The 25,705-nt window shown below is 72.4% G+C and carries 17 protein-coding genes, 1 tRNA gene and 1 pseudogene; 14 read left to right on the forward strand and 5 right to left on the reverse strand.

All coding sequences use genetic code 11. The features are described 5' to 3' along the window. Window positions 1-48: 48 nt before the first annotated feature. Window positions 49-645, forward strand: a complete 597-nt coding sequence (locus OG335_RS16670; protein ID WP_405011909.1) for a 5-formyltetrahydrofolate cyclo-ligase — start codon at window positions 49-51, stop codon at window positions 643-645. Here the strand turns inward: OG335_RS16670 and OG335_RS16675 are convergent. After that, window positions 632-3,352: a penicillin acylase family protein gene (locus OG335_RS16675; RefSeq protein ID WP_405011910.1), complete on the reverse strand. Its 2,721-nt coding sequence runs from the start codon at window positions 3,350-3,352 to the stop codon at window positions 632-634. The two genes, OG335_RS16670 and OG335_RS16675, sit on opposite strands and share 14 nt — an antisense overlap. Window positions 3,353-3,569: 217 nt before the next feature. On the opposite strand from OG335_RS16675, the gene OG335_RS16680 reads away from it, so the two are divergent. From OG335_RS16680 to mscL, 5 genes are all read left to right on the forward strand, one after another. Beyond that, window positions 3,570-5,054: a potassium/proton antiporter gene (locus OG335_RS16680; protein ID WP_405011911.1), complete on the forward strand. Its 1,485-nt coding sequence runs from the start codon at window positions 3,570-3,572 to the stop codon at window positions 5,052-5,054. Between the two features lie 440 nt (window positions 5,055-5,494). Beyond that, window positions 5,495-6,865, forward strand: coding sequence for an MFS transporter (locus tag OG335_RS16685; protein ID WP_405011912.1), 1,371 nt, complete (start codon window positions 5,495-5,497; stop codon window positions 6,863-6,865). 121 nt (window positions 6,866-6,986) lie between these two features. Next, entirely contained in the window at window positions 6,987-7,340 is a 354-nt protein-coding gene (locus OG335_RS16690; RefSeq protein WP_405011913.1) for an FmdB family zinc ribbon protein, read from the forward strand. Window positions 7,341-7,646: 306 nt separating this feature from the next. Beyond that, the gene (locus OG335_RS16695) at window positions 7,647-7,928 is read left to right on the forward strand and encodes a hypothetical protein (RefSeq protein WP_405011914.1); all 282 of its coding nucleotides are present in this window, start codon (window positions 7,647-7,649) and stop codon (window positions 7,926-7,928) included. Between the two features lie 80 nt (window positions 7,929-8,008). Then, complete coding sequence (mscL, locus tag OG335_RS16700; protein ID WP_405011915.1) at window positions 8,009-8,425, forward strand: large conductance mechanosensitive channel protein MscL; 417 nt, start codon at window positions 8,009-8,011, stop codon at window positions 8,423-8,425. 103 nt (window positions 8,426-8,528) lie between these two features. Here the strand turns inward: mscL and OG335_RS16705 are convergent, their stop codons facing one another. Next, window positions 8,529-8,753: a hypothetical protein gene (locus OG335_RS16705; RefSeq protein WP_405011916.1), complete on the reverse strand. Its 225-nt coding sequence runs from the start codon at window positions 8,751-8,753 to the stop codon at window positions 8,529-8,531. A 273-nt stretch (window positions 8,754-9,026) separates the two neighbouring features. Beyond that, entirely contained in the window at window positions 9,027-9,998 is a 972-nt protein-coding gene (locus tag OG335_RS16710; protein ID WP_405011917.1) for a sigma-70 family RNA polymerase sigma factor, read from the reverse strand. Window positions 9,999-10,826: 828 nt separating this feature from the next. On the opposite strand from OG335_RS16710, the gene murJ reads away from it, so the two are divergent. The 4 genes and pseudogenes from murJ to OG335_RS16730 all read left to right on the forward strand — a co-directional run bounded on the left by murJ (window position 10,827) and on the right by OG335_RS16730 (window position 18,379). Continuing rightward, entirely contained in the window at window positions 10,827-12,806 is a 1,980-nt protein-coding gene (murJ, locus tag OG335_RS16715) for a murein biosynthesis integral membrane protein MurJ (RefSeq protein ID WP_405011918.1), read from the forward strand. Window positions 12,807-13,159: 353 nt separating this feature from the next. Next, window positions 13,160-16,540: an N-acetylmuramoyl-L-alanine amidase gene (locus OG335_RS16720; protein WP_405011919.1), complete on the forward strand. Its 3,381-nt coding sequence runs from the start codon at window positions 13,160-13,162 to the stop codon at window positions 16,538-16,540. 38 nt (window positions 16,541-16,578) lie between these two features. Beyond that, entirely contained in the window at window positions 16,579-16,701 is a 123-nt protein-coding gene (locus tag OG335_RS16725; protein WP_405011920.1) for a hypothetical protein, read from the forward strand. 1,150 nt (window positions 16,702-17,851) lie between these two features. After that, window positions 17,852-18,379: pseudogene (locus OG335_RS16730) on the forward strand (DUF6082 family protein). 790 nt (window positions 18,380-19,169) lie between these two features. On the opposite strand, the gene OG335_RS16735 reads toward OG335_RS16730, so the two are convergent. Then, window positions 19,170-19,242 (reverse strand) — tRNA-Arg (locus OG335_RS16735). Window positions 19,243-19,745: 503 nt separating this feature from the next. Between OG335_RS16735 and OG335_RS16740 the strand changes: the two genes are divergently transcribed. The 3 genes from OG335_RS16740 to OG335_RS16750 all read left to right on the forward strand — a co-directional run bounded on the left by OG335_RS16740 (window position 19,746) and on the right by OG335_RS16750 (window position 21,942). Beyond that, complete coding sequence (locus tag OG335_RS16740) at window positions 19,746-19,889, forward strand: hypothetical protein (RefSeq protein WP_405011921.1); 144 nt, start codon at window positions 19,746-19,748, stop codon at window positions 19,887-19,889. 97 nt (window positions 19,890-19,986) lie between these two features. After that, window positions 19,987-20,757, forward strand: a complete 771-nt coding sequence (locus OG335_RS16745; protein WP_405011922.1) for a polyprenol monophosphomannose synthase — start codon at window positions 19,987-19,989, stop codon at window positions 20,755-20,757. 135 nt (window positions 20,758-20,892) lie between these two features. Continuing rightward, a complete protein-coding gene (locus OG335_RS16750; RefSeq protein WP_405011923.1) occupies window positions 20,893-21,942 on the forward strand; it encodes a YhjD/YihY/BrkB family envelope integrity protein in 1,050 nt (349 codons plus the stop codon). A gap of 61 nt (window positions 21,943-22,003) precedes the next feature. Here the strand turns inward: OG335_RS16750 and OG335_RS16755 are convergent, their stop codons facing one another. After that, on the reverse strand, window positions 22,004-24,427 hold the full coding sequence (locus tag OG335_RS16755; RefSeq protein ID WP_405011924.1) for a D-alanyl-D-alanine carboxypeptidase family protein: 2,424 nt from the start codon (window positions 24,425-24,427) through the stop codon (window positions 22,004-22,006). Between the two features lie 322 nt (window positions 24,428-24,749). Here OG335_RS16755 and OG335_RS16760 point away from each other — a divergent pair, with 322 nt between their 5' ends. Continuing rightward, window positions 24,750-25,496, forward strand: a complete 747-nt coding sequence (locus OG335_RS16760; RefSeq protein ID WP_405011925.1) for a GPP34 family phosphoprotein — start codon at window positions 24,750-24,752, stop codon at window positions 25,494-25,496. The last annotated feature ends 209 nt before the right edge of the window (window positions 25,497-25,705 follow it).

Raw genomic sequence — 25,705 nt, forward strand, 5'->3', positions numbered from 1 at the left:
GTGTCAGGCTCTGTGCACCGACCGACCGGTGCCGAACAGGGGGATCCGTTGACTGCCAATCCATTGCACAACGACAAGGCGGCCCTGAGGTCACGCCTGCTGGAGAGTCGGCGTGCACTGTCACCCGGTCGGCGGGCGGCGGCGGCCGAGGAGCTGGCCGTCCGGGCCGCCGGGCTGGCCTCGCCGGGCTGGACGGTGGCGGCGTACGTGTCGGTCGGCGGGGAGCCGGGGACGGGCCCGCTGCTGGACGTGCTGGCGGCGCGCGGGGTGCGGGTGCTGCTGCCCGTGCTGCTGCCCGACAACGACCTCGACTGGGCGGCGTACGCGGGCCCGGGGGCGCTGGTGCGGGCCGGCCGGGGGCTGCTGGAACCGACCGGGCCGCGGCTGGGCCCGGCGGCGGTCTGCGACGCGCGGCTGGTCCTGCTGCCGGGCCTCGCGGTCGACCGGCGCGGGCTGCGGCTGGGCCGCGGCGGCGGCAGCTACGACCGGGTGCTGGCCCGGCTGGCCGCGGCCGGGGTACGGCCGCTGCTGGCGACGCTGCTGTACGAGGAGGAACTGCTGGACGAGGTGCCCGCCGAGCCGCACGACCTTCCGGTCGACGCGGCGGTCACCCCGTCCGCGGTGGTCCGGATCAGCCGGCGGTGAGCGTCATCGTGTTCCTGGTGTTCTTCGTGACGGCGTCCGCGGAGTACGACCAGGGCAGGAGCCTGCCCTCGGCCCACAGCTCGGTCTGGTCGTTGTAGTTGGTGTGGAAGGCGTGGCCGGAGGCGCCGCCGACGTTGATCCAGTGCGAGGCGTCGAAGTCGCTGAGGTCGACGACCATGCGCATCGAGGGCACCCAGTCGACCTGGTACCCGGCGGCGGCGGTCCAGCCGGCGGCGTTGACCGCGGCGCTGCCGCCGGAGAGCCGGTACGGGCCCCGGTTGAGCAGCCGGTGCACGAAGCCGGAGGCGATCGACGAGTCGTCGCTGCCGAGCGTCGACTCCTTGAGCGTCAGGGTGTGCAGACGGCCCCAGCTCCAGGTGGAGATCGACTTGCCGAGGTAGGCCGTGAGGTCCTGGCGGGCGCTCTTCATGGCCTGGGCGAGCAGGTTGTTCAGGCCGTGCTGCGGCAGGTGGTCGGAGTCGATGTAGTCCCACCACGGGCTGTTCGGGGTGGCGAGCTGGGTGCGCACCACCTCCATCCAGCGGTCGCCGCCGTCGGGCTGCGCCTGCGAGGGCTCGCGGGTGCCGCACTCGGTGACGGCCTGCGGGGTGCCGTTCAGCGCGTCGTCGGGGAGCGTGGAGTCGCGCTTCTGGCGGACGAGCAGGCAGTCGCCCTCGGCGCGCAGCGAGGCGGGCAGCTTCTGGCCGAAGGAGAGGGTGAGCAGGGCCCGCCAGACGCCGTTGTAGTAGGCGGCGGCGGCCGAGTCGGCGTCCTGGTGGTAGTTCCAGTCCTTGAGCAGGTCCTGGGCCTCGCGGACGTACGGGTCGTTGATCTTCACCTTGAGCAGCAGCGGGACGAGGGTCTTGGCCATGACGCTGGTGTTGTCGAGCTGCATGGCCTGCATGTCGTCCGGGGAGATCTTGCCGCCGTTCTTGAGCCTGCCCTCGATCTGGTCGGTGATCTCCTTGGCGCGGGTGCCGTACTCCCAGTCGGTGGTGAGGCTGTAGGGGTAGCTCTTGTCGACGACGGCCTGGTTGGCGGTGACGATGTAGCCGGCCGCCGGGTTGTACGCGTAGGGCAGCGCCGCGAAGGCGATGGGCTTGGGCTCCCAGTCGTAGGCGGAGTCCCAGCCGGGGGCGGGGTAGCGGCCGTCGCCCTTGGCGCGGACGGGGATGACGCCCGGGGCCTGGTAGCCGATGTTGCCCTCGGTGTCGGCGTAGATGAGGTTCTGCGCGGGGACGGCGAAGTCGGCGGCGGCCTTGCGGAAGCCGTCCCAGTCGGCGGCGGCGTCGAGCTCGAAGACGGCGTCCATCGTGGTGCCCGGGGTGAGGGCCGTCCACTGCAGGGCGACGCCGTAGCCGCTGGCGCGGTCGGGGGCGGCGTTGCCGGCGGGCGCGTACGTGCCGACGTTCTGCTGCTCGGAGGACTGGTCGGAGATCAGCGGGCCGTTGGCGGTGGTGCGGACGGTGATGGTGCGGTCCGGACCGCCGGCGACCCTGATGACCTCCTTGCGCGTCTCGAACTTCACCTCCCGGCCGTCGCGGAGGTAGGTGTCCGGACCGGTGACCTTCTCCAGGTAGAGGTCGGTGACGTCGGCGCCGAGGTTGGTGAAGCCCCAGGAGATGTGCTGGTTGTGGCCGATGACCACACCGGGCGTCCCGGCGAAGGTGAAGCCCGCCGTGTCGTAGCCGCAGGCGGCGCCCACGGTGCGGCAGTGCAGGCCCATCTGGTACCAGACGGACGGCAGGCCGGGGCCGAGGTGCGGGTCGTTGGCGAGCAGGGGCTTGCCGGTGGTGGTGTGGCTGCCGGAGACGACCCAGGAGTTGGAGCCGATGCCCTGGCCCTGCGGGCCGAGGAGCTGCGGCATCGCGGCCATGTTGTCGGCGATGCCCTTGAGCAGCGCCTGCGCGGTGGCCCGGCCCTGCGCGGTGGCGGCGGCCGTGCCCGCGGCGTCGTCGCCGGCGGGCTTGTACCGGCCGTTCGCGACGGTGCCGCCCTTCACGATGGTGCCGTTGCGCTCGTACGGGTACTCCGGGTAGAGCTGGTCGATCTCGTCCTGCGAGAAGTTCTGCGCCAGCAGGGAGCGGTCGATCTCCTCCTGGAGGTTGCCGGAGAGGTTCCAGGCCATGGCCTTCAGCCAGGCCACGGAGTCGACCGGGTTCCACTTCTCGGGCTCGTAGTCGCCGTTCACGGTGCCCAGCAGCGCGTACTCCAGCGAGGCGCCCGCACCGCCCGGGTGCTCGGACAGCCAGGCGTTCACGCCGTCCGTGTAGGCCTGCAGGTACTTCTTGGTCTCGGGCGCGAGCAGGGTGTCGTACTCCTGCTGCGCGACCTGGCGCCAGCCCATGGTGCGCAGGAAGGCGTCCGTCTCGACCTGTCCGGAGCCGAACATCTCGGAGAGGCGGCCGGCCGTGATGTGGCGCCGGACGTCCATCTCCCAGAAACGGTCCTGCGCCTGCACGTAGCCCTGGGCGCGGAAGAGGTCCTCGGAGGTGTCGGCGTAGAGCTGCGGGATGCCGTTGGCGTCGCGCTTCACGTCGACCGGCTTGCTCATCCCGGCGACCCGGACGGTGCCGGTGACGTCGGGGAAGGAGGAACGCACGGTGTGGACAGCCCAGTAGCCGCCACCGCCCAGCCCGGCGATCAGCAGCACGGCCAGCACGATCACGATCAGACGGGCGCGCCGGAACTTCTTCGAGCGGGGCATCTGGGTCCTTGGCGGGGTGATGGCGGCCGTGACAGGTCACCACATTAAGGCGGCTCGGATGGCGGACGTGCACCGGGGACGCCCACGGTTGGATCACAGGGACGATACCCCGGCCGGGTGACCCCCGGGGAAGGCCGATCCGCCCCGTTAAAGATCAGGCAAAATGTTAGATTGAGTAACGACTCATCAGCCGCTTCCACCCCCGGAGTGCCCCTGCGTGACCGTCGACCGCCTGAACACGTTCCTGCTCGAGTTCTCCGTGATCCTCCTGGTCGCGGTGGTCGCCGTGCGCATCTCCTCCCGGTCCGGGCTCCCCAGCCTGCTGATCTACCTCGGCATCGGCGTCGCCCTCGGCCAGGACGGCCTGGGCGTGGTCTTCAACAACGCCGAGCTCACCCAGGTACTCGGCTACGCGGCACTCGTCGTGATCCTCGCCGAGGGCGGCCTCAAGACCAGCTGGCGGGACATCAGGCCGGTCATGCCCGCCGCCACCGTGCTCGCCACGGTCGGCGTCGCGGTGAGCGTCTTCGTCACCGCGGGCGGCGCGCACTGGCTGGTCGGGCTCGACTGGCGGACCTCCCTGCTGCTCGGCGCGATCGTCTCCTCCACCGACGCGGCGGCCGTCTTCTCCGTCCTGCGGACGGTGCCGCTGCCGCGCCGGCTCACCGGCCTGCTGGAGGCGGAGTCCGGCTTCAACGACGCACCGGTCGTCATCCTGGTCGTCGCCTTCGCGACCACCGGCCCGCTCGACCCCTGGTACGTCCTGCTCGGCACGATCCTCGGCGAGCTCGCCATCGGCGCCGCGGTCGGCTACGCGGTCGGCCGGCTCGGCGCGTACGGCATCAAGCACGTCGCGCTGCCCTCCTCCGGCCTGTACCCCATCGCGGTGCTCGCGCTGACCGTCCTCGCGTACGCGGGCGCCTCGCTCCTGCACGGCTCCGGCTTCCTCGCCGTCTACACGGCCGCCGTGATCCTCGGGAACTCCAAACTCCCGCACGGCCCGGCCGTCCGCGGCTTCGCCGACGGCCTCGCCTGGATCGGCCAGATCGGCATGTTCGTCGTGCTCGGCCTGCTCGTGACGCCCGCCGCGATGGGCTCCGCGATAGTCCCCGCGCTGGTCAGCGGCGCGGTGCTGGTGTTCCTCGCCCGCCCGGCCTCCGTCCTGGTCTCGCTCACCCCCTTCCGGCTGCCCTGGCGCGAGCAGGCCCTGCTCAGCTGGGCCGGGCTCCGCGGCGCGGTGCCCATCGTGCTCGCCACCATCCCGATGGTGGCCGCCGCACCGCGCGCCCAGGAGGTCTTCAACATCGTCTTCGTCCTCGTCGTGGTGTTCACCCTGCTCCAGGGCCCGACCCTGCCGCTGGTCGCCCGCGGCCTGCGGATCGGCGAGGGCGACATGGGCCAGGACCTCGGCATCGAGGCCGCGCCGCTGGAGAAGCTGCACGGCCACCTGCTCTCCGTCTCGCTCTCCCCCGACTCCCGGATGTCGGGCGTCGAGGTCGGCGAGCTGCGGCTGCCCAAGGGGGCCGCCGTCACCCTGGTCGTCCGCGACGGCAGCAGCTTCGTCCCCGAGCGCGCCACCATCCTGCGGGCCTCCGACGAGCTCCTCGTCGTCACCACCGAGGAGGTCAGCGAGGCCGCCGAGCGCCGGCTGCGCGCCGTCGACCGCGGCGGCAAGCTCGCCGGCTGGCTGCGCGGACGCTGATCCCGCTCCGCCCGGTCGCGAGCCGGGTCTCCGAGGCCGGGCAGCAGCGCGGCCGCGAGCCCGGTCGCCGGGGCCGGTCGGGCTGCGCGGTCGCCGGGGCCTGTCGCCGATGCCGGTCGGCAGCGCGGTCGCCGGGGCCCTCTGGACCGCGTGGACTGTGACGCTCCTTGCATCCACAGCCCCGAACGGCCTCCTGCCGTACAATCGAGCGGTACGGGTCATCCGTACCCACCAACCCGCAACATCTGTCTGATGCAGAGTTGGCGCGACCGCTCGGCGGCCGCGGTCCGCAGCACCCTGCCGCACGCCGGCACCCGCACCACCACGCGGCCCGGCGGGACCCGGTATCAACCCCGGTCGACGCGCGAGAGGACGACTCTCGGCGCCGTCGGGGCCCACCCATGCCCCGGGGCGCTACCAGGCAGCAGGAAGGACCGACCGTGACGGCCCGCCGAACGGTCGACGACACCCACGCCCTCGGAACGCCCGCACCGGCGTCCCCGGCACCCGCCCCCGCGGCCCCCACCCGCGTCGGCTACGCGACACTGCTCCGCACCCCCGGCGCCCGGACGTTCCTCGTCCCCGCCTTCGCCGCCCGGCTCCCCTACGCGATGCTCAGCCTGGGCATCGTGCTGCTCGTCCTCGACACCCACGGCTCGTACGGCACCGCGGGCGCCGTCGCCGCCGTCTCGGCCGTCGCCCAGGCCCTGGTCGGCCCGCAGACCGGCCGGCTCGCCGACCGCTACGGGCAGGCGTCCGTCCTGCTCCCCAGCCTCGCCGTGCACGCCCTGTCGGTCGGCGCCCTGATCGCGCTCGCCCTCGGCCACACCCCGGTGTGGGCGCTCTTCGCCGCCGCCGCCCCGGCCGGCGCCTCCGTGCCGCAGATCGGCGCGATGGTGCGGGCCCGCTGGGTGGCCCGGCTCTCCGACTCCCCCGCCACGCTCAACACGGCGTTCGCCTTCGAATCCGTGACCGACGAGTTCACCTTCGTGGTCGGGCCGGTGCTCGCCACCGCCCTCGCGACCGGCGTCACCCCGGCCGCCGGGCTCGTCACCGAGGCCGCGCTGACCGTCGCCGGCGGCCTCGCCTTCGCCGCACAGCGGCGCACCGCGCCCGCACGGCACCCGCACACCGCGGGCGCCCGGCGCGAGTCCGCCCTCGCCTCCCCCGGCGTCCGGCTGCTGGCCGGCTCGTTCCTCGGCGTGGGCACGGTCTTCGGCGCCCTCCAGGTCTCCATCACCGCCTTCGCGGAGTCCGTCGGCCGACCCGGCGCCGCCGGCACCGTCTACGGCATCTTCGCCGCCGGCTCGATGCTCGCCGGGGTGCTCTACGGCCTCGTCGCCTGGCGGCGCTCCGCCCGGCAGCGGATGCTCGGCAGCTACGCGCTGCTGGTGCTCGGCTGCTCGACCCTCTGGGCCATGCCCGGCCTCACCTCGCTGACCGTCGCGGGCCTGTTCTGCGGCCTCGCCATCGCACCGACGCTGATCACCGGCTACACCCTGGTCGAGACGCTCGTCGGCGACGGCGCCAAGACCGAGGCCTTCACCTGGCTCACCGGCGCCATCGGACTCGGCCTCGCCGCCGGTTCGACCGTCGCCGGGCAGCTCATCGACTCCGGCGGCCCGTCCGCGGGCTTCCTGGTGCCGGTCGCCGGCGCCGGGCTCGGGCTGGTCGCCCTGGTCGCCCTGCGCCGACTGCTCGTCCGGCCCGCGGCGCCGGGACGCACCGTCGCACGAGCGTCCGGCGCGGCGCGGTTCGCCCCCGAAGCGACCGCTCCGCAGCTGGTCGGAGCGGGTGCCGCCCGTAGCTGACACCCGGGACCGCCCCGGATGGAGCCATCTCACACCCGGCATCGCTGGACTGTTCCAGCGGAATGCCGCATCATGGACGATCGTTAGCACTCATCAGGCGAGAGTGCCAGGAGGAAGACAAGTGCCCACGTACCAGTACCAGTGCACCGAGTGCGGCAACGGCCTGGAGGCGGTGCAGAAGTTCACCGACGAAGCACTGACCACGTGCCCCGCATGCCAGGGAAAGCTCCGCAAGGTCTTCTCCGCCGTGGGCGTCGTGTTCAAGGGCTCCGGCTTCTACCGCACCGACAGCCGTTCCTCCTCCAGCAGCGCGGTGGGCTCGGGAACGGCGTCCTCGACGTCCTCCACCGCCTCCGCGGGTTCGGCGTCCTCCGGCTCGTCGGGCTCCGGTTCGTCCGGTTCCAGCTCCGGCTCGGGCTCGTCGGGGTCGTCCTCGACCGGCTCGACGTCCTCGTCGGCGGCCTCGGCCGGCTGACGCACGGCCCGCGAAGCCCGGCCCCACCGACCCGATCGGTGCGGCGCCGGGCTTTTCGCACGCCCGGAGCGGACCCTGCTCCCGGACACGGCGGCCTGCACACGCCCGGGCCGCCTTCCGGGTAACCGGGCACTGCGACGGGCCACGGTGCGAGCCGCCGCATTACTCCTTTCGGGGGAGGAGAGTTTTCCACACCCCCGAGTTGTCCACAGGAATGCGCCGGGCGCTGCGGGTGAACGGCATTCCGGCGGATTCTGGGGTCCGCGGGCCGACCGGTCCCGCGGACCACCGACCGAGGCGGACACCGTGACCACCTGCCCCGTTCCCCCGCTCCCGCTCTCCGTACCGCCCCGGCGCGCGGTGCCCGACTTCCCACCCGTCCGGCGCGGCTCCGGCGGGCGACACCGCCTGCAGCAGGCCGTACGCCACCGTCCCGGCGTCCTCGCCGCCGGGCTGGTCGCCGCCGTCACCGCGCTCGCCGCCGGGCCCCTGCGCCCCGGACCGCCCCCGCCGGCCGCCACCTCCGCGGTCACCGCCGACCCGGTCTCCTCCCCGCGCTGCGCGGGCGCGGCGCCTCCCACCCGGTGACACCGGGACCACCCGATCGATCGGCCCGCTCTGGCGCGCCGCATTCCGCGGCGGCCGAGGCGATGTGATGTCGTTACGGGATGAAAGGCTTCAAGGAATTCCTGTTCCGCGGGAACATCATCGATCTGGCGATCGCCGTCGTCATCGGCGCGGCATTCACGAATGTCATCAACGCGTTCGTGAAGGGCGTCATCAACCCGGTCGTCGGCCTGTTCGGCACCGGGGATCTCGCGTCCTACCGGTCCTGCCTCAAGGGGCCCTGCGCGCTCGCCGCCAACGGGACGGTGTCGTCCGGCATCTACATCCTCTGGGGCGAGGTGCTCAGCGCCCTGCTGCAGTTCATCATCACCGCGGCGGTCGTCTACTTCGTCTTCGTCCTGCCGATGCTGCACTACATGGCCAAGCGCAGAACCCCCCAGCAGGAGGTGCTGGCGGCCGAGGCCCAGGAGGTCGCCCTGCTCACCGAGATCCGCGACGCCCTGGTCCGCCAGGGCTGACGCCGGCGCGGCCTGCAGGCCCGACCCAGGCCTGCAGGCGCCGACCGGGCGCTCCGACCAGGCACTCGACCAGACGCTCCGGCGGGCGCGGCTCCGCGGCGCGCTACCCCCCGTGGTGCGGGGGCCGCTGGTTCAGGTACCAGTCCAGCCCGCGCTCACGCCCCTCGCCGCCGGGACGCTCGCCCCAGCCGAGGTCGGTGTCGTCACTGCTCCGGCGGTCCAGCGGATCCCCGAACCCCAGGGCAGCCGCCGCGGGCTTCGCCTCTTCCGCACCCCGGTCGCTGTTCTGCTCGGCCATACGACCCGCCTCCGACTCTCTCTCCTCCATCGATGCCTCCTCCCCCAGCCTAGGGTCGACCCGGTCAACGACCCGACCGGCCGACGCGTACCGACCGCGCGCACCGGACCGGACCGGAGGCATCGAGCCGCAGGCACCGAGTCGCAGACCCCGAACCTCACGCTCCCGGACACTCACGCTCGCAGGCACTCACGCCGACGAGCACTCACGCTCATGGGGCCGCGAGCCCCGGCCCACCCGGCACGGGGGTGACCGGCACGGGTGACCGGCACCTCCACCGCCGGCCCCCCACCCGGACAGAGGTCAGGCGGCCTCGAAGCCCGCGTGGTCGGCGATCTTCTTGAGCTCCGCCAGCGCGTGCTTCTCGATCTGCCGGATCCGCTCACGGGTCAGCCCGTGCTGCTTGCCGACCTCGGTCAGCGTGCGCTCCCGGCCGTCCTCCATGCCGTACCGCGACCGGATGATCGACGCCGTCCGGTCGTCCAGCCGGCCGATCAGGTCGTCCAGCTCCTCACGGCGGAGCATCACCATGACGGCGTCCTCCGGGGAGACCGCGCCGGTGTCCTCCACCAGGTCCCCGAACTGGGTCTCGCCCTCGTCGTCGACCGCCATGTTGAGGCTCACCGGGTCGCGGGCCCAGTCCAGGACGTCCTTGATCCGCGCCTCCGTGGTGTCCAGCTCCGCCGCGATCTCGGACGGGGCGGCCTCACGGCCCAGCTCCTTCGACTTCTCCCGTTGCACCCGGCGGATCCGCCCGAGCTCCTCCACGAGGTGGACGGGCAGCCGGATCGTGCGGGACTGGTCGGCGATGGAACGGGTGATCGCCTGGCGGATCCACCACGTCGCGTACGTGGAGAACTTGAAGCCCTTCGCGTAGTCGAACTTCTCGACCGCACGCACCAGACCCGCGTTGCCCTCCTGGATCAGGTCGAGCAGGGGCAGCCCGCTGCGCGGGTACCGGCGGGCCACCGCGACCACGAGGCGGAGGTTGGACCTGATGAACACGTCCTTGGCCCGCTCCGAGTCCTCGGCTATCGCCTCCAGCTCCGCGGCCGTCATCCCTTCGGGCAGCGGGCCCGCGTCCAGCAGGTGCTGCGCGTACACGCCGGCCTCGATGCGGAGCGAGAGCTGCACCTCCTCGGCGGCGTCGAGCAGTGGCGTCCTGGCGATCTCGTCGAGGTACATGCCGACGAGGTCGCGGTCTGCCTCAAGGTTGGTCGGCCGGGCCGAGCGAGTCCGGTCGGCCCTGTCGCGAACGACGGCACGAGTGGCCATGCTTGCTCCCTTGCTGATTGCCGGTTACGGCGGCGCCAGCCGCGCGGGCCTGCGCTGCTCACAGTCGTGCGGGCCTGCCGGAGGCTCACACGTAACGATCCAACGCACAGAAAAGCGACAACATTCCCAAGTCGCTCAGATTTCGCCCTGCCGTGCAGTACCCTGCAAAGTTTTCCCGGGGCGGTCGACAACCTGTCACCGCTCGCACACGCCGCGGCGCCGTCGGGGGCAACCGCGCACATCCCCCATCCGGACAACGCACGGGCTGCGCAACCCCTTCCGGGGAACGCCGCACAATCGCGACAACCGCGGCACGCGGCACCCGCGTCGCACGGAACGCCGCCGGACCGCACCGGACCGCGACCCACCTCGGCGCACCGCGCGACGTGCAGCCCGGCCCTGCCCATCGCCCGTCGACCCCGCCCGTCACGCCTGGCCGTCACACCTGGCCAGGGGCCACCGCCAGGGCGCCCGGAGGCGGGTGCGGGCCCGCGCAGGGCCCCGCGTCCACGACCGCCACAGCCGGAAGCCAGTGATAAAGGTCACACGATCGTGCATTCTCCCAGCCGCGGCAGGGAATCGGGCGAGGAGCAGCCAACCCGAACGGACCGCCCGCCCAAGCCACTTAAGCGGACATACCGGAATATTCCATCACCCTTCGCGTTTCCGGGCCCCTCGCGCCCCCGATATCCTCCGTGAACGCAGGGCTGCCGCCCGGAACACCGGACTCCCCAGGGAGTGCCACGGTTTGGCAGACTGCTCCGGCTGGGTGCACCTGTGCGGAGGCCCTGCAGCACCACCGCCCAGGTACCGAGTGACGGGGGTCAGATGACCATGCACACCGCGGGCGAGTCCCCTGACTCGTACGCGTACGGCGACCCGCCGACTATGGCCCTGCGACCGATCCCGGCCCAGCCGCCGCAGTCGGGCCCGGGCGACGCGGGCCACCCCGGTCTACCGCCGCAGCCCCTGTACGCCCCGCAGCCTCCGGGCACCCCGCAGGGGTCGGCCACGCTGCCGGGCCAGCGGCAGGGCGAGGGCAGCGGCGAGCCCGGCAAGCAGTCCTCGTCCGTCGGGCGCAACGGCCTGATCATGGCGCTCGGCACGCTCTCCTCGCGCGCCCTCGGCTTCATCCGCAGCGCGATGATCGCTGCCGCGCTGGGCTCCGCCGCGCTCGGCGACTCCTTCAACGTGGCCAACTCGCTGCCCAACGTCGTCTACATGATGCTGCTGGGCGGCGTGCTCGCCTCGGTCTTCGTGCCGGAGCTGGTCCACGCCGCGCAGACCCACAAGGACGGCGGCGTCGCGTACACCGACCGCCTGCTCACGCTGTGCGGCGTCATCCTGGTCGTGCTGACCGTCGGCGCCTGGACGCTGGCGCCGACCATCGTCGACCTCTACTCGCACTTCCACGGCGCGCAGCGCGACCTCACCATCGCCTTCGCCCGTTTCTGTCTGCCGCAGATCTTCTTCTACGGCGTCTTCACGCTGCTCGGCCAGGTGCTCAACTCCCGCGACCGGTTCGGCGCGATGATGTGGACCCCGGTGCTGAACAACGTCGTGGCGATCGCCGTGTTCGGCCTCTACATCGCCATCGGCAACAACGCGGACGACGCCGAGCAGATGACCTCCGGGCAGACGATGCTGCTCGGCCTCGGCAGCACCCTCGGCATCGTCGTCCAGGCCCTGGGCCTGCTGCCCTCGCTGCGGGCCTCCGGGTTCCGCTGGCGCCCGCGCTTCGACTGGCGCGGTGCGGGCCTCACCAAGCCGATCAAGGCGGCGACCTGGGCGCTGATGCTGGTCGTGGTCACCCAGATCTCGTTCGCCATCATCAGCCAGCTCACCACCGGTGCCCAGGGCCGCGCCAAGGCGGCGGGGCTCACGGTGGGTCTCGGCAACTTCGCGTACACCAGCGCCTACCAGCTGTTCGTGGTGCCGCAGGGCGTCATCACCATCTCGCTGGTGACCGCGCTCCTGCCCGGCATGGCGCGGGCCGCGACCAACGGCGACCTGGCGAAGATCGGCGGCGACCTCTCCGGCATGCTGCGCTCGTCCGCGGCGATGGTCGTCACCGCGACGATGCTGTTCATCGCGCTGGCCCCGCAGATCGCCGCCATCGCCTACGGGCACGGCAAGGTCAGCACCGCGGACTCCTGGGTGATCGCCCAGGCGCTCATCGCCTTCGCCATCGGCCTGCCGGCCTTCTGCGCGCAGTACGCCCTCGCCCGCGGCTTCTACGCCATGGGCGACGCGCGGACCCCGTTCTGGCTGACGGTGGTCTCCACCACGACGAACTCCGGGCTGTCGGCCGTCGCGTACTGGCTGCTGGGCCCGCGCTGGATCATCATCGGCATGGCCGGCGCGCAGAGCATCGCCTGCCTGATCGGCGTCGGCCTGACCGGCTGGGCCCTCGGTCGGCGGCTGCGCAGGCCCCCGACCGGCGCGGAGGCCGCCGCACGGCTCGCCGCCGCACCGGACGCCACCGTCGACCTCGGCCTGCGCCGCGGCAAGCAGCGCAGCGGCCTGAACGGCGGCTCCGTCATCGCCCTGCACCTGGCGATCGCCGCCGCCTGCCTCCCCGGCGCGGCCGCCGCGGTCTGGGCCGCCGCCCGCGTGAGTGCGGCGGTCGGCGACGGTCTGCCGGGCGCCGTCGCGGGTCTGGCCGTCGGAGCGCTCGCCATCCTGCTGTCGCTGTTCGCGCTGGCGCGCCCGCTCGGTGCCGGCGACGCCGTGGCGCCCCTCGCACGCAGGCTGCGCATCCCGTACCCGGAGCCCGCCGTCCCCGGGAACGGCAAGCACCGCCGGTAGTCCGTCCGCCGCCCGTCAACCCGCCCGGTCCACCGCCGTACCGACGGCGTGGGGCCGGGCGGCGGCCGTTCGCCCCCCCCTGCTGCGGCCCGTACGGCACCGCGCACCGCCGCGTACGGCCGTGCCCGTTCCTCCGCGCCGACGCGCACCGCCGCACCCGCCGCCACGGACTGCCGCAGCTCCGCAGGTCAGACCCCCCCCGGTGCACGACGGACACTCCATCGGGTGCTAACTTCTCGTCGCCCTCTGTGCAACCAGGCGTTCCCGACGCACGGCATCGCCGCCCCCACCAGTCGGCTCCGCATGGGTCCGGCCCCCACGGCCGGTTCGGACACGGAAGGTCCGCGACTCCGTTGAGCCCCACACACAGAGCCGGGAGCGGTGCCGCGGGTGCCGCGCACCGCCGCACCCGCCGCCTGCGGATCCCGCTGGCGATCACCGCGGCGGTGGTCGCGTCCGCCACTGGTTTCGCGCTGTTCGCCGGCGCCGACACCACCCCCGACCCGGTGTCGGGACCCGACGTCCTGCAGCACCGGTTCGCGTCGGCGGCGGCCGAGTTCAAGGTGCCGCAGAGCATCCTGCTGGCGCTGTCGTACCAGCAGAGCCGGTGGGAGTCCCACCACGGCGAGCCGAGCACGACCGGCAACTACAACGTGATGGGCCTGACGCAGGTCGACCCGGCCGCCGTGGCGAAGGCCATCGACGCCGGCCCCGGCCCGGAGGCCGACGGCCGCGGCGACGGTTCCCCGGTGCGGGCCGACGCGCCCCCGGTGGAGGTCGAGGACAGCCCGGCGCTGCACACGCTGGACAAGGCCGCCAAGCTGATCGACGAGCCGGCGGCCCGGCTGAGGACCGACCCGTCCCAGAGCATCCGCGGCGCAGCCGCCCTGCTGGTGAAGTACCAGAAGGAGGCCGGGAGGGCGCTGTCGAGCGACCCGGACGACTGGTACGCGGCCGTCGCCCGCTTCAGCGAGTCGGCGGCCGACAAGGGCGGCAACGACTTCGCCGACCGTGTGCTGGGCACCGTGCACGTGGGTGCCGTCCGGGTCACCACCGACGGCCAGCTCGTGACGCTCGCCGCCGCGCCGGCCGTCACGGCGGGCGACACCGGCGGCTTGCGGCTGAGCTCGGCCGACGGCCAGACCACCGTTCCGGTGGCCGCGCCGGTGCCGACGGCCGGACGGCCGGGCGGGTCCGGGAAGAAGGGCCCCAGGACCACCCCCGGGGCCAAGGTCACCAAGGGTGCCAAGGCCACTACCGCCACCACCGCACAGGGCGAGGACGGCAGCGGGGCGACCGCGTCCCGCAGCACCACGGCCGGTGCCAGGACGGCTCTGCAGGCCTCGTTCACCGGCGTGCAGGCGTCCGGCAGCGTCCTCGCCGCGGACACACCGGGCCCGGTGGAGTGCCCGGCCGGCCTGGGCTGCGACTTCAGGCCCGCCGCGTACGCCCTGCAGGACGCCGCGGACCCGACCTCCTTCGGCAACTACACGATCGCGGACCGCCCGACGGACGGCCAGAAGATCGACTACATCGTCATCCACGACACCGAGGGCGGCTTCGACGGCTCGATCGCCACCTTCCGGAAGGCGTCGACCCAGGCCAGCGCCCACTACATCGTCCGCTCGTCGGACGGCCACGTGACCCAGCTGGTCAACACCAAGAACGTCGCCTGGCACGCCGGCAACAAGTCCGTCAACATGCACAGCATCGGCATCGAGCACGAGGGCTACGCGTTCCCGGCGAACAACGCGACCTGGTACTCCGAGCAGCTCTACCAGTCGTCCGCCTCGCTGACCCGCTACCTCGCCGACCGGTTCGGGGTGCCGCTGGACCGCCAGCACATCATCGGGCACGACGACGTGCCGGGCCCGCGCCAGAGCGACATCGCGGGCATGCACTGGGACCCGGGCACGTTCTGGGACTGGAACCACTACATGGACCTCATCGGCGGGCCCGTCCGGGCCAGCACCGGCGGTCCGATCCTGGTCGGCGGCAAGGTCACCATCGCGCCGGCCTTCGACTCCACGAACACACCGCCGGTGGACGGCACCTCCGCCCGCCCGGAGAACTTCGTCTACCTGCGCACCGCGCCGAGCAGCACCGCCTCCCTCGTCGGCGGCGGCACCACGCAGGCCGCCAGCTGGAAGGCCAAGGCCGTCGCCGGCACCAGCTACGTCGTCGCCGACCAGCAGGGCGACTGGACGGCCGTCTGGTACGGCAGTGTGAAGGGCTGGTTCTCCAACCCGAACGGCCAGAGCGCCGCCGCCGACAACCGCACCGGCCAGACCGTCCTGGTGCCCCGCGCCGGCACATCGTCGATCCCCGTGTACGGGCGGGCGTACCCCGAACTCGCCGCGTACGGGTCCCACCCGGCGATCGACACGACGGACATCGGTCCGACGCCGTACACCGCCACCATCCCCGCCGGCCAGGCGTACCTCGCGAGCAGCCCGCAGCCGGTGGCCGGTGACTACTACTACGCGCAGAACATCGACGGCGACGCACCGGACGACCGCACCCTCGTGGTCGGCAGCGACACGTACTACCCGATCCGGTACAACCACCGCCTGGCGTTCCTGAAGTCGACCGACGTCGACGTCGTCACGGCGACCACGCCGACACCGGGCGGCTACACCCCGGTCGCGCCAAAGCGCCTGCTGGACACCCGGCTCGCCATCGGCGCCCCCAAGGCGAAGGTCGGGCCGGGCGGCACGCTGCCCCTCCAGGTCACCGGCGGCAGCACCGGCGTCCCGGCGGGCGCCACCGCGGTGATCCTCAACGTGACCGCGGTCGCACCGACCAGCGACAGTTTCGTCACCGTGTACCCGGACGGCCAGCCCCGGCCGAACGCGTCCAACCTCAACTTCACCGCCGGACAGATCGTCCCCAACCTCGTCGTGGTGCCCGTCGTCAACGGCCGGGTCGACCTCTACAACCGGTACGGCAGCGTCGACCTGCTCGCGGACGTCGCCGGCTACTACGCCCCCACCGGCGGCGCGGACCTCACCACCACGACGCCGACCCGGCTGCTCGACACCCGCTACGGCACCGGTGCCGCACTCGCCCCGGTAGGCCCGGGCGGGGTGCTCACCCTGACCCTGGCCGACGTCCCGGCGGACGCCACCGGCGTGGTGATGAACGTGACGGCCACCCGCCCCACCGCGGACAGCTTCGTCACGGCCTTCCCCTACGGCAGCACCCCGCCCGCGGTGTCGAACCTGAACTTCCGCTCCGGGCAGACCATCCCCAACCAGGTGATCGTCCCGATATCCGACGGCAAGGTCTCCTTCTACAACCGCTACGGCACCGTCGACCTGATAGCCGACATCACCGGCTACTACGCCCCCAGCGGCACCGGGAAGTTCACCAGCACCGGCCCCAGCCGCCTGATGGACACCCGGTACGGCACGGGCATCGCCGGCGGCAAGGCCGCCCGCCTGGGCGACAACAGCATCATGACCCTCACCGTGGCCGGCCGGGCCGGCCTGCCGACCACCGGCGTCACCGCGGTCGTCCTCAACGTCACCGCGGTGAAGCCCACCGCCGGCGGATTCGTGACGGTCTTCCCCGCGGGCACCGAGCGGCCGAACGTGTCCAACCTCAACTTCACCTACGGCCAGATCGTCCCCAACCTCGTGGTCGTCCCGGTGAAGGACGGCAAGGTGTCGTTCTACAACCGCTACGGCACCGTCGACCTGGTAGCCGACATCACCGGCTACTACACCGACTGACCCCGCCCTTCGCACTGACACCTGAACGTGGCAACGCCGTGTTCGCCTGGGTCCCGCAGACCGGCGAGTGGCCGGCTGCAGCCGACAGCCTGGAGGAGTACGTCGTGATTGCCATGGCGGACGAGGGCGACTGGTACCGCCTCCGGCGAGCGGACGCGTGAGCCGAGTCGACGCTGGTGGTGAAGCGGTTTCGACCGGCGCCCTGCCCGGTCCGGGTCGGGGCCGGATCGGGCCCGTCCGACAACTGACCACCCGGTCCTGCCCCCGCGGCGGCAACGGAGGACCAGGCCGGTGACCCGGCCACGGCCCCGGCCCCGGCCGACCCGACGACAAAGGGCCGACTCCCGAGGATCTCCCTCGTGAGCCGGCCAGACCCGTTCGAGCCGGGCCAGGGGGTCTAACCACCAGTGGATCGACGGTGCAGCCCGTGGTGCGGTGGCCTCTTCGTCCCGACCCAACTCATGCACCAACCTGCTGTCGGGGATCGCAGAGGCCGACCGGCAAGGGCAGGCGGGGAGCGGCCGCGATTGTTCACCGAGGTAGTAGCGCAGTCAGGTACTCAGCCCCGCAGCCGACCATTACTACCCGGACGCGACAACCTCGCCGGCCGTGACCTGGGGAGGGTTGGGGAGCAGTGACGCAAGATTCTCACGCACGAAGTCTGCAGCCCTTTTGATCGACTCCACGGCCCCAGCCCGGTCTTCAAAGACGCTGGTCGAGACCATCACCCCATCCCCAGCGGCGACCCAGTAGTAAGCCACGAATCCGGGGACCTGTTGGATGAGTGGTATGAAGCCCTCCTGCACTCGGCGTCCCGCCTCAGCAGGATCGGTCACTCCCTCGTATCGCCGTACCGCTGCATACATGGCTGCCCTCCTCTTGGGCCGAGCTCGCCTCGTAGGAGGCTGTACACCCACCATGCGACTCGTCTCGCCATAAGAACAAGTTCTGATCCAGCACCGGGCTGGTCAGCGGTTGGGCACTTGCCCACTCCGCTGAACAGACCCTTTGCCGTGGTCGGTTGTCAACGTTGGCTAGCGCCGGCCGACCTCACACGGCCCAGATGCGGCCCCGAAGTCGAAGCATCAGCGGCGGGAATCATTGCAGCTTTGCGTCAGGGCCTCCGCCGATCGCACGGGGATACCACACGCCGGGTAGTCACCTCCTCACCGACCGACCGGGGGGAAAGTGGGCTCGCAGCGCACTGGCAGGTGGGGAATACCACGCAGGGCACACACGCCAATCATTCTCGCGGCCGACACATTCTGCATTATTGGACTTGTTGCACTGTCACCCTTTACGCTTCAGCGGATGACGCCAGGGACGGGGGAATACCGGAACAAGTTGAGCGCGATTTGGCAGACCTGTTCCGCCATCGCGACAATTCTTTCCGCGCTCGCAGTGATGGGAATTGTCGCGTCGATCATCATTCAGTCATGCCAGGCCCGAGTTGAACAGTGGCAGGCAACCCGAGGACTCCACAAAGAGCTACTCATAATGGCCCTGGAGGATCCCAGGTATCGTGGATCCTGGGGAGTCTCCCATGGGCTGACCGGCGACGGCTGGGAGCGGCACACGTACACGCGGCTCGTCACCCACTATCTATGAATGGGGGCAGAGACCGGGGCAATCCCCTGGGAATCGATCCAGGCCAACGCGGCCAATATGTTCAAGATTCCAAGGAATATGGAGTCCTGGGAGCGGATGAGGGCTTACTGGCTCATGGATGCCCAATCGTCGCGCGAGCGCCGGTTCGTCGAAATTTTTGAAGCAGAGTATGCCGCTGCTCTCTCTCGGGAACCAGAGGTTGCTGCACCCCGGTCGCCATCTGAGTCGTGAGCTGCGCGGGTGGTGGAGCGGTTCTGGCCGGTGTCCTGTCTGGTCTGGGTCCGAGCATGATCGAGGGGCCGTAAGCTGCTGCGACTCGGTCAGGGCTCTTTGAGCCTGACCGCAATCGCGCCGTGCGCGCCTTGATGAAGTAGCGAGACTCGTAACAACACCCCTCCCACCTCCTCCTCCCGCCGGTACTCGGCAGGCTCGGACGAAGTGGACGCTCAGGCGTCGAAGTCGCACTCCAGGACGTAGGAGGCAGAGTCTCGGGTCATCTCGTTGACCTCGACCGCGCGACCCTACGGTGCCTAGAGAGCAGCGAGGAGCCGACACGATGGCCGGCCCAGACGACCGCCGCCGGCCCAAGTACCTGCAGATCGCCGATGCGCTCAAGGACGCCATCAGGCCTGGTCAGTACGGGCCTGGAGACTGACTCCCGGTGGTGTCCGCGCATGTCCGGGCCGGCATCACCGGGAACGTGCACTTCCACCATCTGCGGCACACCGGCAACGCCCTCGCCCCGCAGAGCGGGGCCAGCACCCGGGAACTCATGACGCGGATGGGACACAGCACCACGCGGGGGGCCGCACTGATCTACCAGCACATGACCAGTGACCGGGACCGGGACCGGGCCATCGCCGACAGGATGGGTGAGGCCGCCCGCAGGGCGCTCGGCGAGCAGGACTCGCCGGAGGTCGCGGGCACGGATGGGGCACGAGAGGACCAGTGGTCCGGAACGAGAGAGGCCCAGGCCGGAGGGTTTCCCCTCCGGCCTGGGCCTCTTTGCGTTTCCGCGTTGTGCCCCAGGCAGGATTCGAACCTGCGACACCGGCTTTAGGAGAGCCGTGCTCTATCCCCTGAGCTACTGAGGCGGGGGTCTGTCGAGGCACCTGCGGCGGGGCAGGTGGCATCGGCCGACGGCAGACAGACTAGCGGATTCGGCGCGTGGGGATCGTGCCCGGCACGGGGAGCGCGGGCGTCGGCGGGTGACGGGCGGTCAGGCCGGTCCGGGCCCACGGATGAGGTTGGGGGCGGTATCGCGGCCGCGCCCGAATGTCCGGTTCGACCTGCTATGAATGGTGAAGTGCGGATCGTATGACAATGCGGTCCGGCTGGTTCCCTCTGTCGTCCCGCTGGTCGTCTGCCTGGTGGGCATCGGCGTCCCCGAACTGTGGCGCGACGAGGTGTCGAGCTGGAGCGCCTCGGGCCGCTCCCGGCGACGCCCCCGGTGTACTGCGGTTCCCACAGCCGTGGCGATGGCGAGCGCCGCCGCCTTCTCCCGGTACGCGCAGGAGGCGCGGGGGTGCGCGGTCGTGACGTGCACGGTCGCGGCGGCCACCGGGTGCCCGCGTCCTGCGTAGGTGACGAGCGCCGGGTGTGGGTCGTTAGCATCGGGACGGGTGACGATCCGTACCAGCAGCTCCCGGCCGGGCAGGCCGAGGCGCTGCGGGCGGCGTACACCCCGTCCGAGGTGCGGCACGTGCCGGGGCTGACCGTGGCGCTTCTGGTGCGCCGGTGAGGCCCGGCTCCCGTGCCCGTCTCGTACCCGCACCCCGTGTCCGCATCCGCGCCGACGTGCGCCCCGCACCGGCGCCGACGCCTCGAAAGGCTCTGACGTGACTGCCCCTGAGGAGAGCACCTTCGCCGATCTCGGCCAGGTGCTGGTGATCATCCCGACCTACAACGAGGCCGAGAACATCGAGCGGATCGTCTCCCGGGTCCGCGCCGCGGTCCCCGAGGTCCACGTTCTGGTCGCCGACGACAACAGCCCCGACGGCACCGGCGACCTCGCCGACAAGCTCGCCGCCGACGACAACCACGTCCGCGTCCTGCACCGCAAGGGCAAGGAAGGCCTCGGCGCCGCCTACCTCGCCGGCTTCCGCTGGGGCATCGACAACGGCTACGACGTCCTCGTCGAAATGGACGCCGACGGCTCCCACCAGCCCGAGGAACTCCACCGCCTGCTCACCGGCCTGCGCACCGCCGACCTCGTCCTCGGCTCCCGCTGGGTCCCCGGCGGCAAGGTCGTCAACTGGCCCAGGTCCCGCCTGCTCCTCTCCCGCGGCGGCTCCACCTACTCCCGCCTCATGCTCGACGTCCCCATCAGGGACGTCACCGGCGGCTACCGGGCCTTCCGCAAGGAGACCCTCCTCGGCCTCGGCATGGACCAGGTCGCCTCCGCCGGCTACTGCTTCCAGGTCGACCTCGCCTGGCGCACCGTCAAGGCCGGCTTCAAGGTCGCCGAGGTCCCCATCACCTTCGTCGAACGCGAACACGGCGCCTCCAAGATGAGCCGCAACATCGTCGTCGAAGCCCTCTGGCGCGTCACCGCCTGGGGCGTCCGCGCCCGCATCGACAAGCTCACCCGCAAGAACCGCACCACCTGACCCCCACCGCACGAGGAGCGGCTGCGGGACGGGCAGCCGGCCCGGCAGCGGCCCGGGACCGGGTGCGGGCGGGCCACGGGCGGGCGAGCATGGGTCTCGGATCGCGCACGGTGCACGTCCGCGGAGGGAGCCGGTGTGGCAGGGTCACAGCAGCCGGGCATGCGGGGCCGGCTCTCGGGTGTCGCCGACACGGTCAAGGGGCTGCCCGAGCGGGTGCCGCTCGTCGCCCGGTCGATGCACCAGCTCGTCCGGGTGAACCTCCTCGACTGCGCCACCCGGCTCGCGGCGCAGGCCTTCGTCAGCGCGCTGCCCGCCCTCTTCGTGGTGGCCGTGTTCGCTCCCGCCTCGGTCAAGGAGGGCGTGGTGTCCGCGCTGCGCGAGCAGCTCGGCCTGCAGGGCGAGGCGGGCAAGCAGGTGGGGGAGCTGATGTCGGCCGGCGACGGCGACGCCACCACCCAGAGCTTCGGCGCTGTCGGCGCCCTGGTGACCCTGCTCTCGGCGACCGCGCTGAGCCGGGCGCTGCAGCGGGTGTGCGAGCGCTGCTGGGAGCTGCCGCGGGCGTCCGGCCGGATCACCGCGTGGCGCTGGCTGCTCTGGCTGGTGGTGTGGATGGTCTCGCTCGTCCTCCAGCACCCGCTGTACCAAGGCTTCGGCGCCGGGCTGTGGCTGGGCCTGCCCCTGGCGTTCACCGTGGAGACCCTGCTCTGGTGGTGGACGCAGCACCTGCTGCTGGCCGGCAGGGTGGGCTGGCGGCCGCTCGCGCCCGGGGCCCTGCTGTGCGGGGTGGCCGTGGTGGGCACGGGTCTGGCGGCGTCGGTGTACCTGCCGCGGGCGGTCGCGCAGAGCGTGTCGAGGTTCGGACCGTACGGCGTGGTGTTCACGATGCTGTCCTGGCTGATCGTGACGTTCACGGCGGTGACGCTGGCCATCGCGCTCGGCCGGGTGCTGTCCGAGGAGCCCGCGGTGGCGCGGTTCGGGACGGGGCGCAGCGACCCGGCCCCGGCGGGGCACTCGGCGTCCGGCCCTGCGGCCGACGGTCCTGGGGCCGGCGGTCCCTCGGTCGCCGAACCTCCCGCCGACGGCCCACCGCCGGTCGGGCCTCCCCCGGTCGGGCCTCCGGCGGACGGGACGCCGGACCGTGCGAGGGGCGGGTCGGCCGAGGAGGCCCCGGCCACGGGCATGTGAACGGCCCCACCGCTGCGGCGGTGGGGCCGGAGCGGTGGGGCCGGGAGGCCGGGACGGACTCTCAGAGGAGCCGGGTCAGCCTCGACAGGATCGACGGCGGCGCCAGGTCGCGCTGCAGGGTCACCGGCACCTCGATCTTCCCGGCGCCCTCGCCGGCCGAGAGGGTGCCGACCTGGGTGCCGGCCTTCTCGGTGTGGCCGAGCTTCGTCGCGTCGAGGGTCAGGGTGGCGGTGATGCCGGACCATCCGGCGACGGTGAGCTCCTTGGCGGCGACGATGGGCACCGTGCCGCCGAGGCCGTCGTCGACCTGGCCGACGACCTGGCCCTGGGCGGCGAGGGTCTGTCCGGTGAGGCCCTTCTGCACCGACTTGATCGTCTTGAGGCTGGGGGCCTGGGCGACCTTCGCCAGGTCGACGCCGGCGACGGCCGGCTGCCGGAGGGTGACGCCGATGATGGTGCGCTGGACGCCGCCGATCTCCTTGACCGCGGCCCACATCAGGGCGGACTGCGCGGCGGTGGAGGAGCCGGTCTTGACGCCGATGACGCTGCCGCGCTGGGTGAAGACGAGGTCGTTGGTGTTCGAGATGCGGACGCCGTTGTAGCGCATCTCGGGCTCGGCGACGATCTGCCGGAAGACGTCGTTCTTCATGACCTGCTCGGCGAGCTTGAGCTGGTCGGCGGCGGTGCTCTTGGTGTCGTCGTTGTAGCCGGCGGGGTCGGCGTAGACGGTGCTGGTCATGCCGAGCTTGGCGGCCTGGGCGTTCATCTTGTCGATGAACGCCTGCTCCGAGCCGGCGTCCCAGCGGGCGAGGAGCCGGGCCACGTTGTTGGCCGACGGCAGCATCAGCAGTTCCAGCGCCTGGTACTGGCTGAGCTGCTGGCCCTCGGTGAGGGTGGCGCGCGACTGGTCGGTGTCGGTGGACTCCGCCGCGGCGGCCTTGTCGACCGTGATGCTCGGCCCGCTCTCCCCCTTCTTGAGCGGGTGCGCCTGAAGGATCAGGTAGGCGTTCATCACCTTGGTGACGCTGGCGATCGAGACGGGGGTCTGCTCGCCGGAGGTGCCGACGCCGCCGACTCCGACCACGGCGGCGGCGGACTGTCCCTTCGCCGGCCAGTCCACGCTGAGCTTCTCGCCGGTGAAGGTGTAGGAGGCGGGCAGGGCGAGGCCGGTCTCCGGGTCCGGCAGCGGGCGCAGCAGCTGGGCCGCCACGACGATGCCGAGGACGAAGGCGAGGAAGAGCGTCCAGATCGCCGTCCGCTTGGCGGCCCGGCGGAGGGGGCTCGCCGGGCGGGCGCTGAGACCGGCGAGCACCTCCATCGCCTCGATGGTGCTCTCGACGGGCAGCGGGGCCGGCGGCGGCAGGGGGGCCGGGTCGGGCACGGGCGGCGGCGGGGGCAGGGGCGGGGCCGCGGGGCGGTTCTCGGGCCGTCCGTGGGCGGCGGGTGCGGGTGCGGGTGCGACGGGTTTCCGGGTGTCCTTTAGCCCGGCACCGGCGGCCTCCCGGCTGTCCCGCATGGCGAGACGGGGATCCGTGGTGGCGGGCCCTGCGGGCGTGCGGGCCTCGGGGGGCAGGCGCAGCGCGGTGGTGGCGTTGTCCACGGGGAGGCGCAGGGCGCGGGTGGCGTTGTCCACGGGCTGCGTCGCGGCGGGCTTCCGGGCTTCCGCGGGGAGGCGGAGCACGGCCGTCGCGTCGCCGGCGGGCGGTTCGGGCTGGTCAGCGGCGGCGGGCGGGGCGGCCGGAGCGTCGGCGGGAGCCTTCGCGGCGGCCGGCGAGGACGCACCGGACGGGGTGCGCGCGGCGGGGCGGCCGTCCTCGGCGGGGAGGCGGAGGGCGGTGGTGGCGTGGTCCGCGGGGAGGCGGAGCGCGGTGGTGGCGCTGTCCACGGTGCGGACACGGAGGTGGACGGTGGAGCCGGACGCGACCGGTTCGCCGGCGTCCGTCCCGTCCTCGCCCGCGGTGTCCTCGTCGGAGGCGCTGTCCGTGGGGGCGTTCTGTGTGGAGGCGTTGTCCGCGGGGGCGTCCTGCGCCGAGGCGTCCTCGGCGGGCGGCGCGTCCTCGGCGTCCTCAGCGTCGTCGGCGTCCTCGGCGGCGGCCGGGTGCCGGTCGCCCGTGCGCGCCGCAGCGGGCTCCGTGGCCGAGTCCGCAGCCTCCGCGGCCTCGCCCGGCCGCTCGCCGGCCCCTTCGGGCCTCCCGGCGGCTGCGGCGGCCTCGGCGGCCTCCGTGCGTTCGGTGTCCTCCGTGCCCTCGGCGTGCGCGGCGTCCTCCGTGCCCTCGGCACCCTCGGCGTCCTCCGCACCCTCGGCGTCCGCTGCGTCCTCGGCGGCGGGCCGTGCCCCGGCAGGCCCGGTGGCGCCGGGACGGTCGGCGGTGCGCCCGGGGTCGGCGCCCTCCGCCGCCCGCGTCCGCGCGGCGGCGGTGTCGTCCGCCGGTTCCGTGCGCCCGGTCGCCCCGTCGCGCTGCCCTGTGTCGGGGGACTCGCCCACTGACCCTCTTCTCCTCGTCCGCCCGGCGGACCGGCTGCCCGGCCGGGCCGGCGGGCCGCGGGCCGCGCCGATCCTTCATTTTTTCCGACGGGTTCTCGTCCTGCCGGGATGTCTGTACAGTCTCCGCCACGAGTGGCTCGTCGGGTGTGCACACCCCGCCCGACCGGCCTCTATTGTCCCCGTCCGGTCCCGTCCCCGGGTCAGACGCGGTGCCTGCCTGCGCCGGTTCCAGCTTGCCGCCCCAAGGTCACGATTCGGAGGCGTACTCGACAAGTCCGTGTGAGAGGCGTCACGCTGTCAGCATCCACGCGGGGAGGCTTGGATGGGCAGGAGCCGCAGAACTATTCCCGAGGAGCTGTTGCTGCTCGCACTGGACCCGGCCACGGGTACCACCGCGCAGCCGCAGACCCTCGACCTCGGACTCGCCGGGGCACAGCTGGTCGAGCTGTCCCTGGCCGGACGCATAGCCCCGGACGGGGACCGGATCGCCGTCGTGCTCGCACGACCGACCGGGGACCCGACCCTCGACCACGCACTGGAACTGCTGCGACGGCGCGGCAGCCCGGTCAGGGCGTCGCACTGGATCGGAGGTCCCAGGCTCGGTCTGAGGCAGACGTATCTGGCGCACCTGGAACGGTGCGGCATGGTGACGGCGGTCCCGGGCCAGATGTGCGGCGTGCTGCCGACGACGCGCTATCAGGCGTCGGACGACTGCACCAACGCCGCCATCAAGCAGCGTCTGGACACGGCGATCCGGACAGGCGTGCCACCGGACCCACGGACGGCGGCGCTCGCAGCGCTGGCGCACGCGGTGGGTCTCGGGAAGCACCTCTACCCGGGCAACGAGGGCCGGTCGTCCCGGTCCAGGTTGCGCGATCTCATCCGCTACGACCCGCTCGGCGGGATGGTGGCGCACGCGGTGATGGACGTGCAGAACGGTCTGCCCGTCCAGCAGGGCCGCAACGCCGCGCCTCCGGCGGTCGGCCGTCCCGCACCGGGTCGGCCGGCGACGGCGCGGCCCGCCGCGGGCGGTGGCCGACCGGTCGCCACGCGGGTGGGTGCGCGTTGATCGGTGCGCGCCGTTAGCAAGGACGGTCAGGGGCGGCCCGCCCGGCAGAACGACTGCCGGGCGGGCCGCCCCTTCGTCGTGTCCGGGCGGGGCGCGCGGCGCGGCGCGGGCGTCCGGCGGGGCCGTGCGCGGGACTGTCGCGTGGTGTCCGCTCTTTTACCGTGATGGTTCGACACATGCAAGTCATGTCATCCCAATTGAACGTTTTT

The organism is Kitasatospora sp. NBC_01539, assembly GCF_045040525.1.
Lineage (GTDB): Bacteria > Actinomycetota > Actinomycetes > Streptomycetales > Streptomycetaceae > Kitasatospora.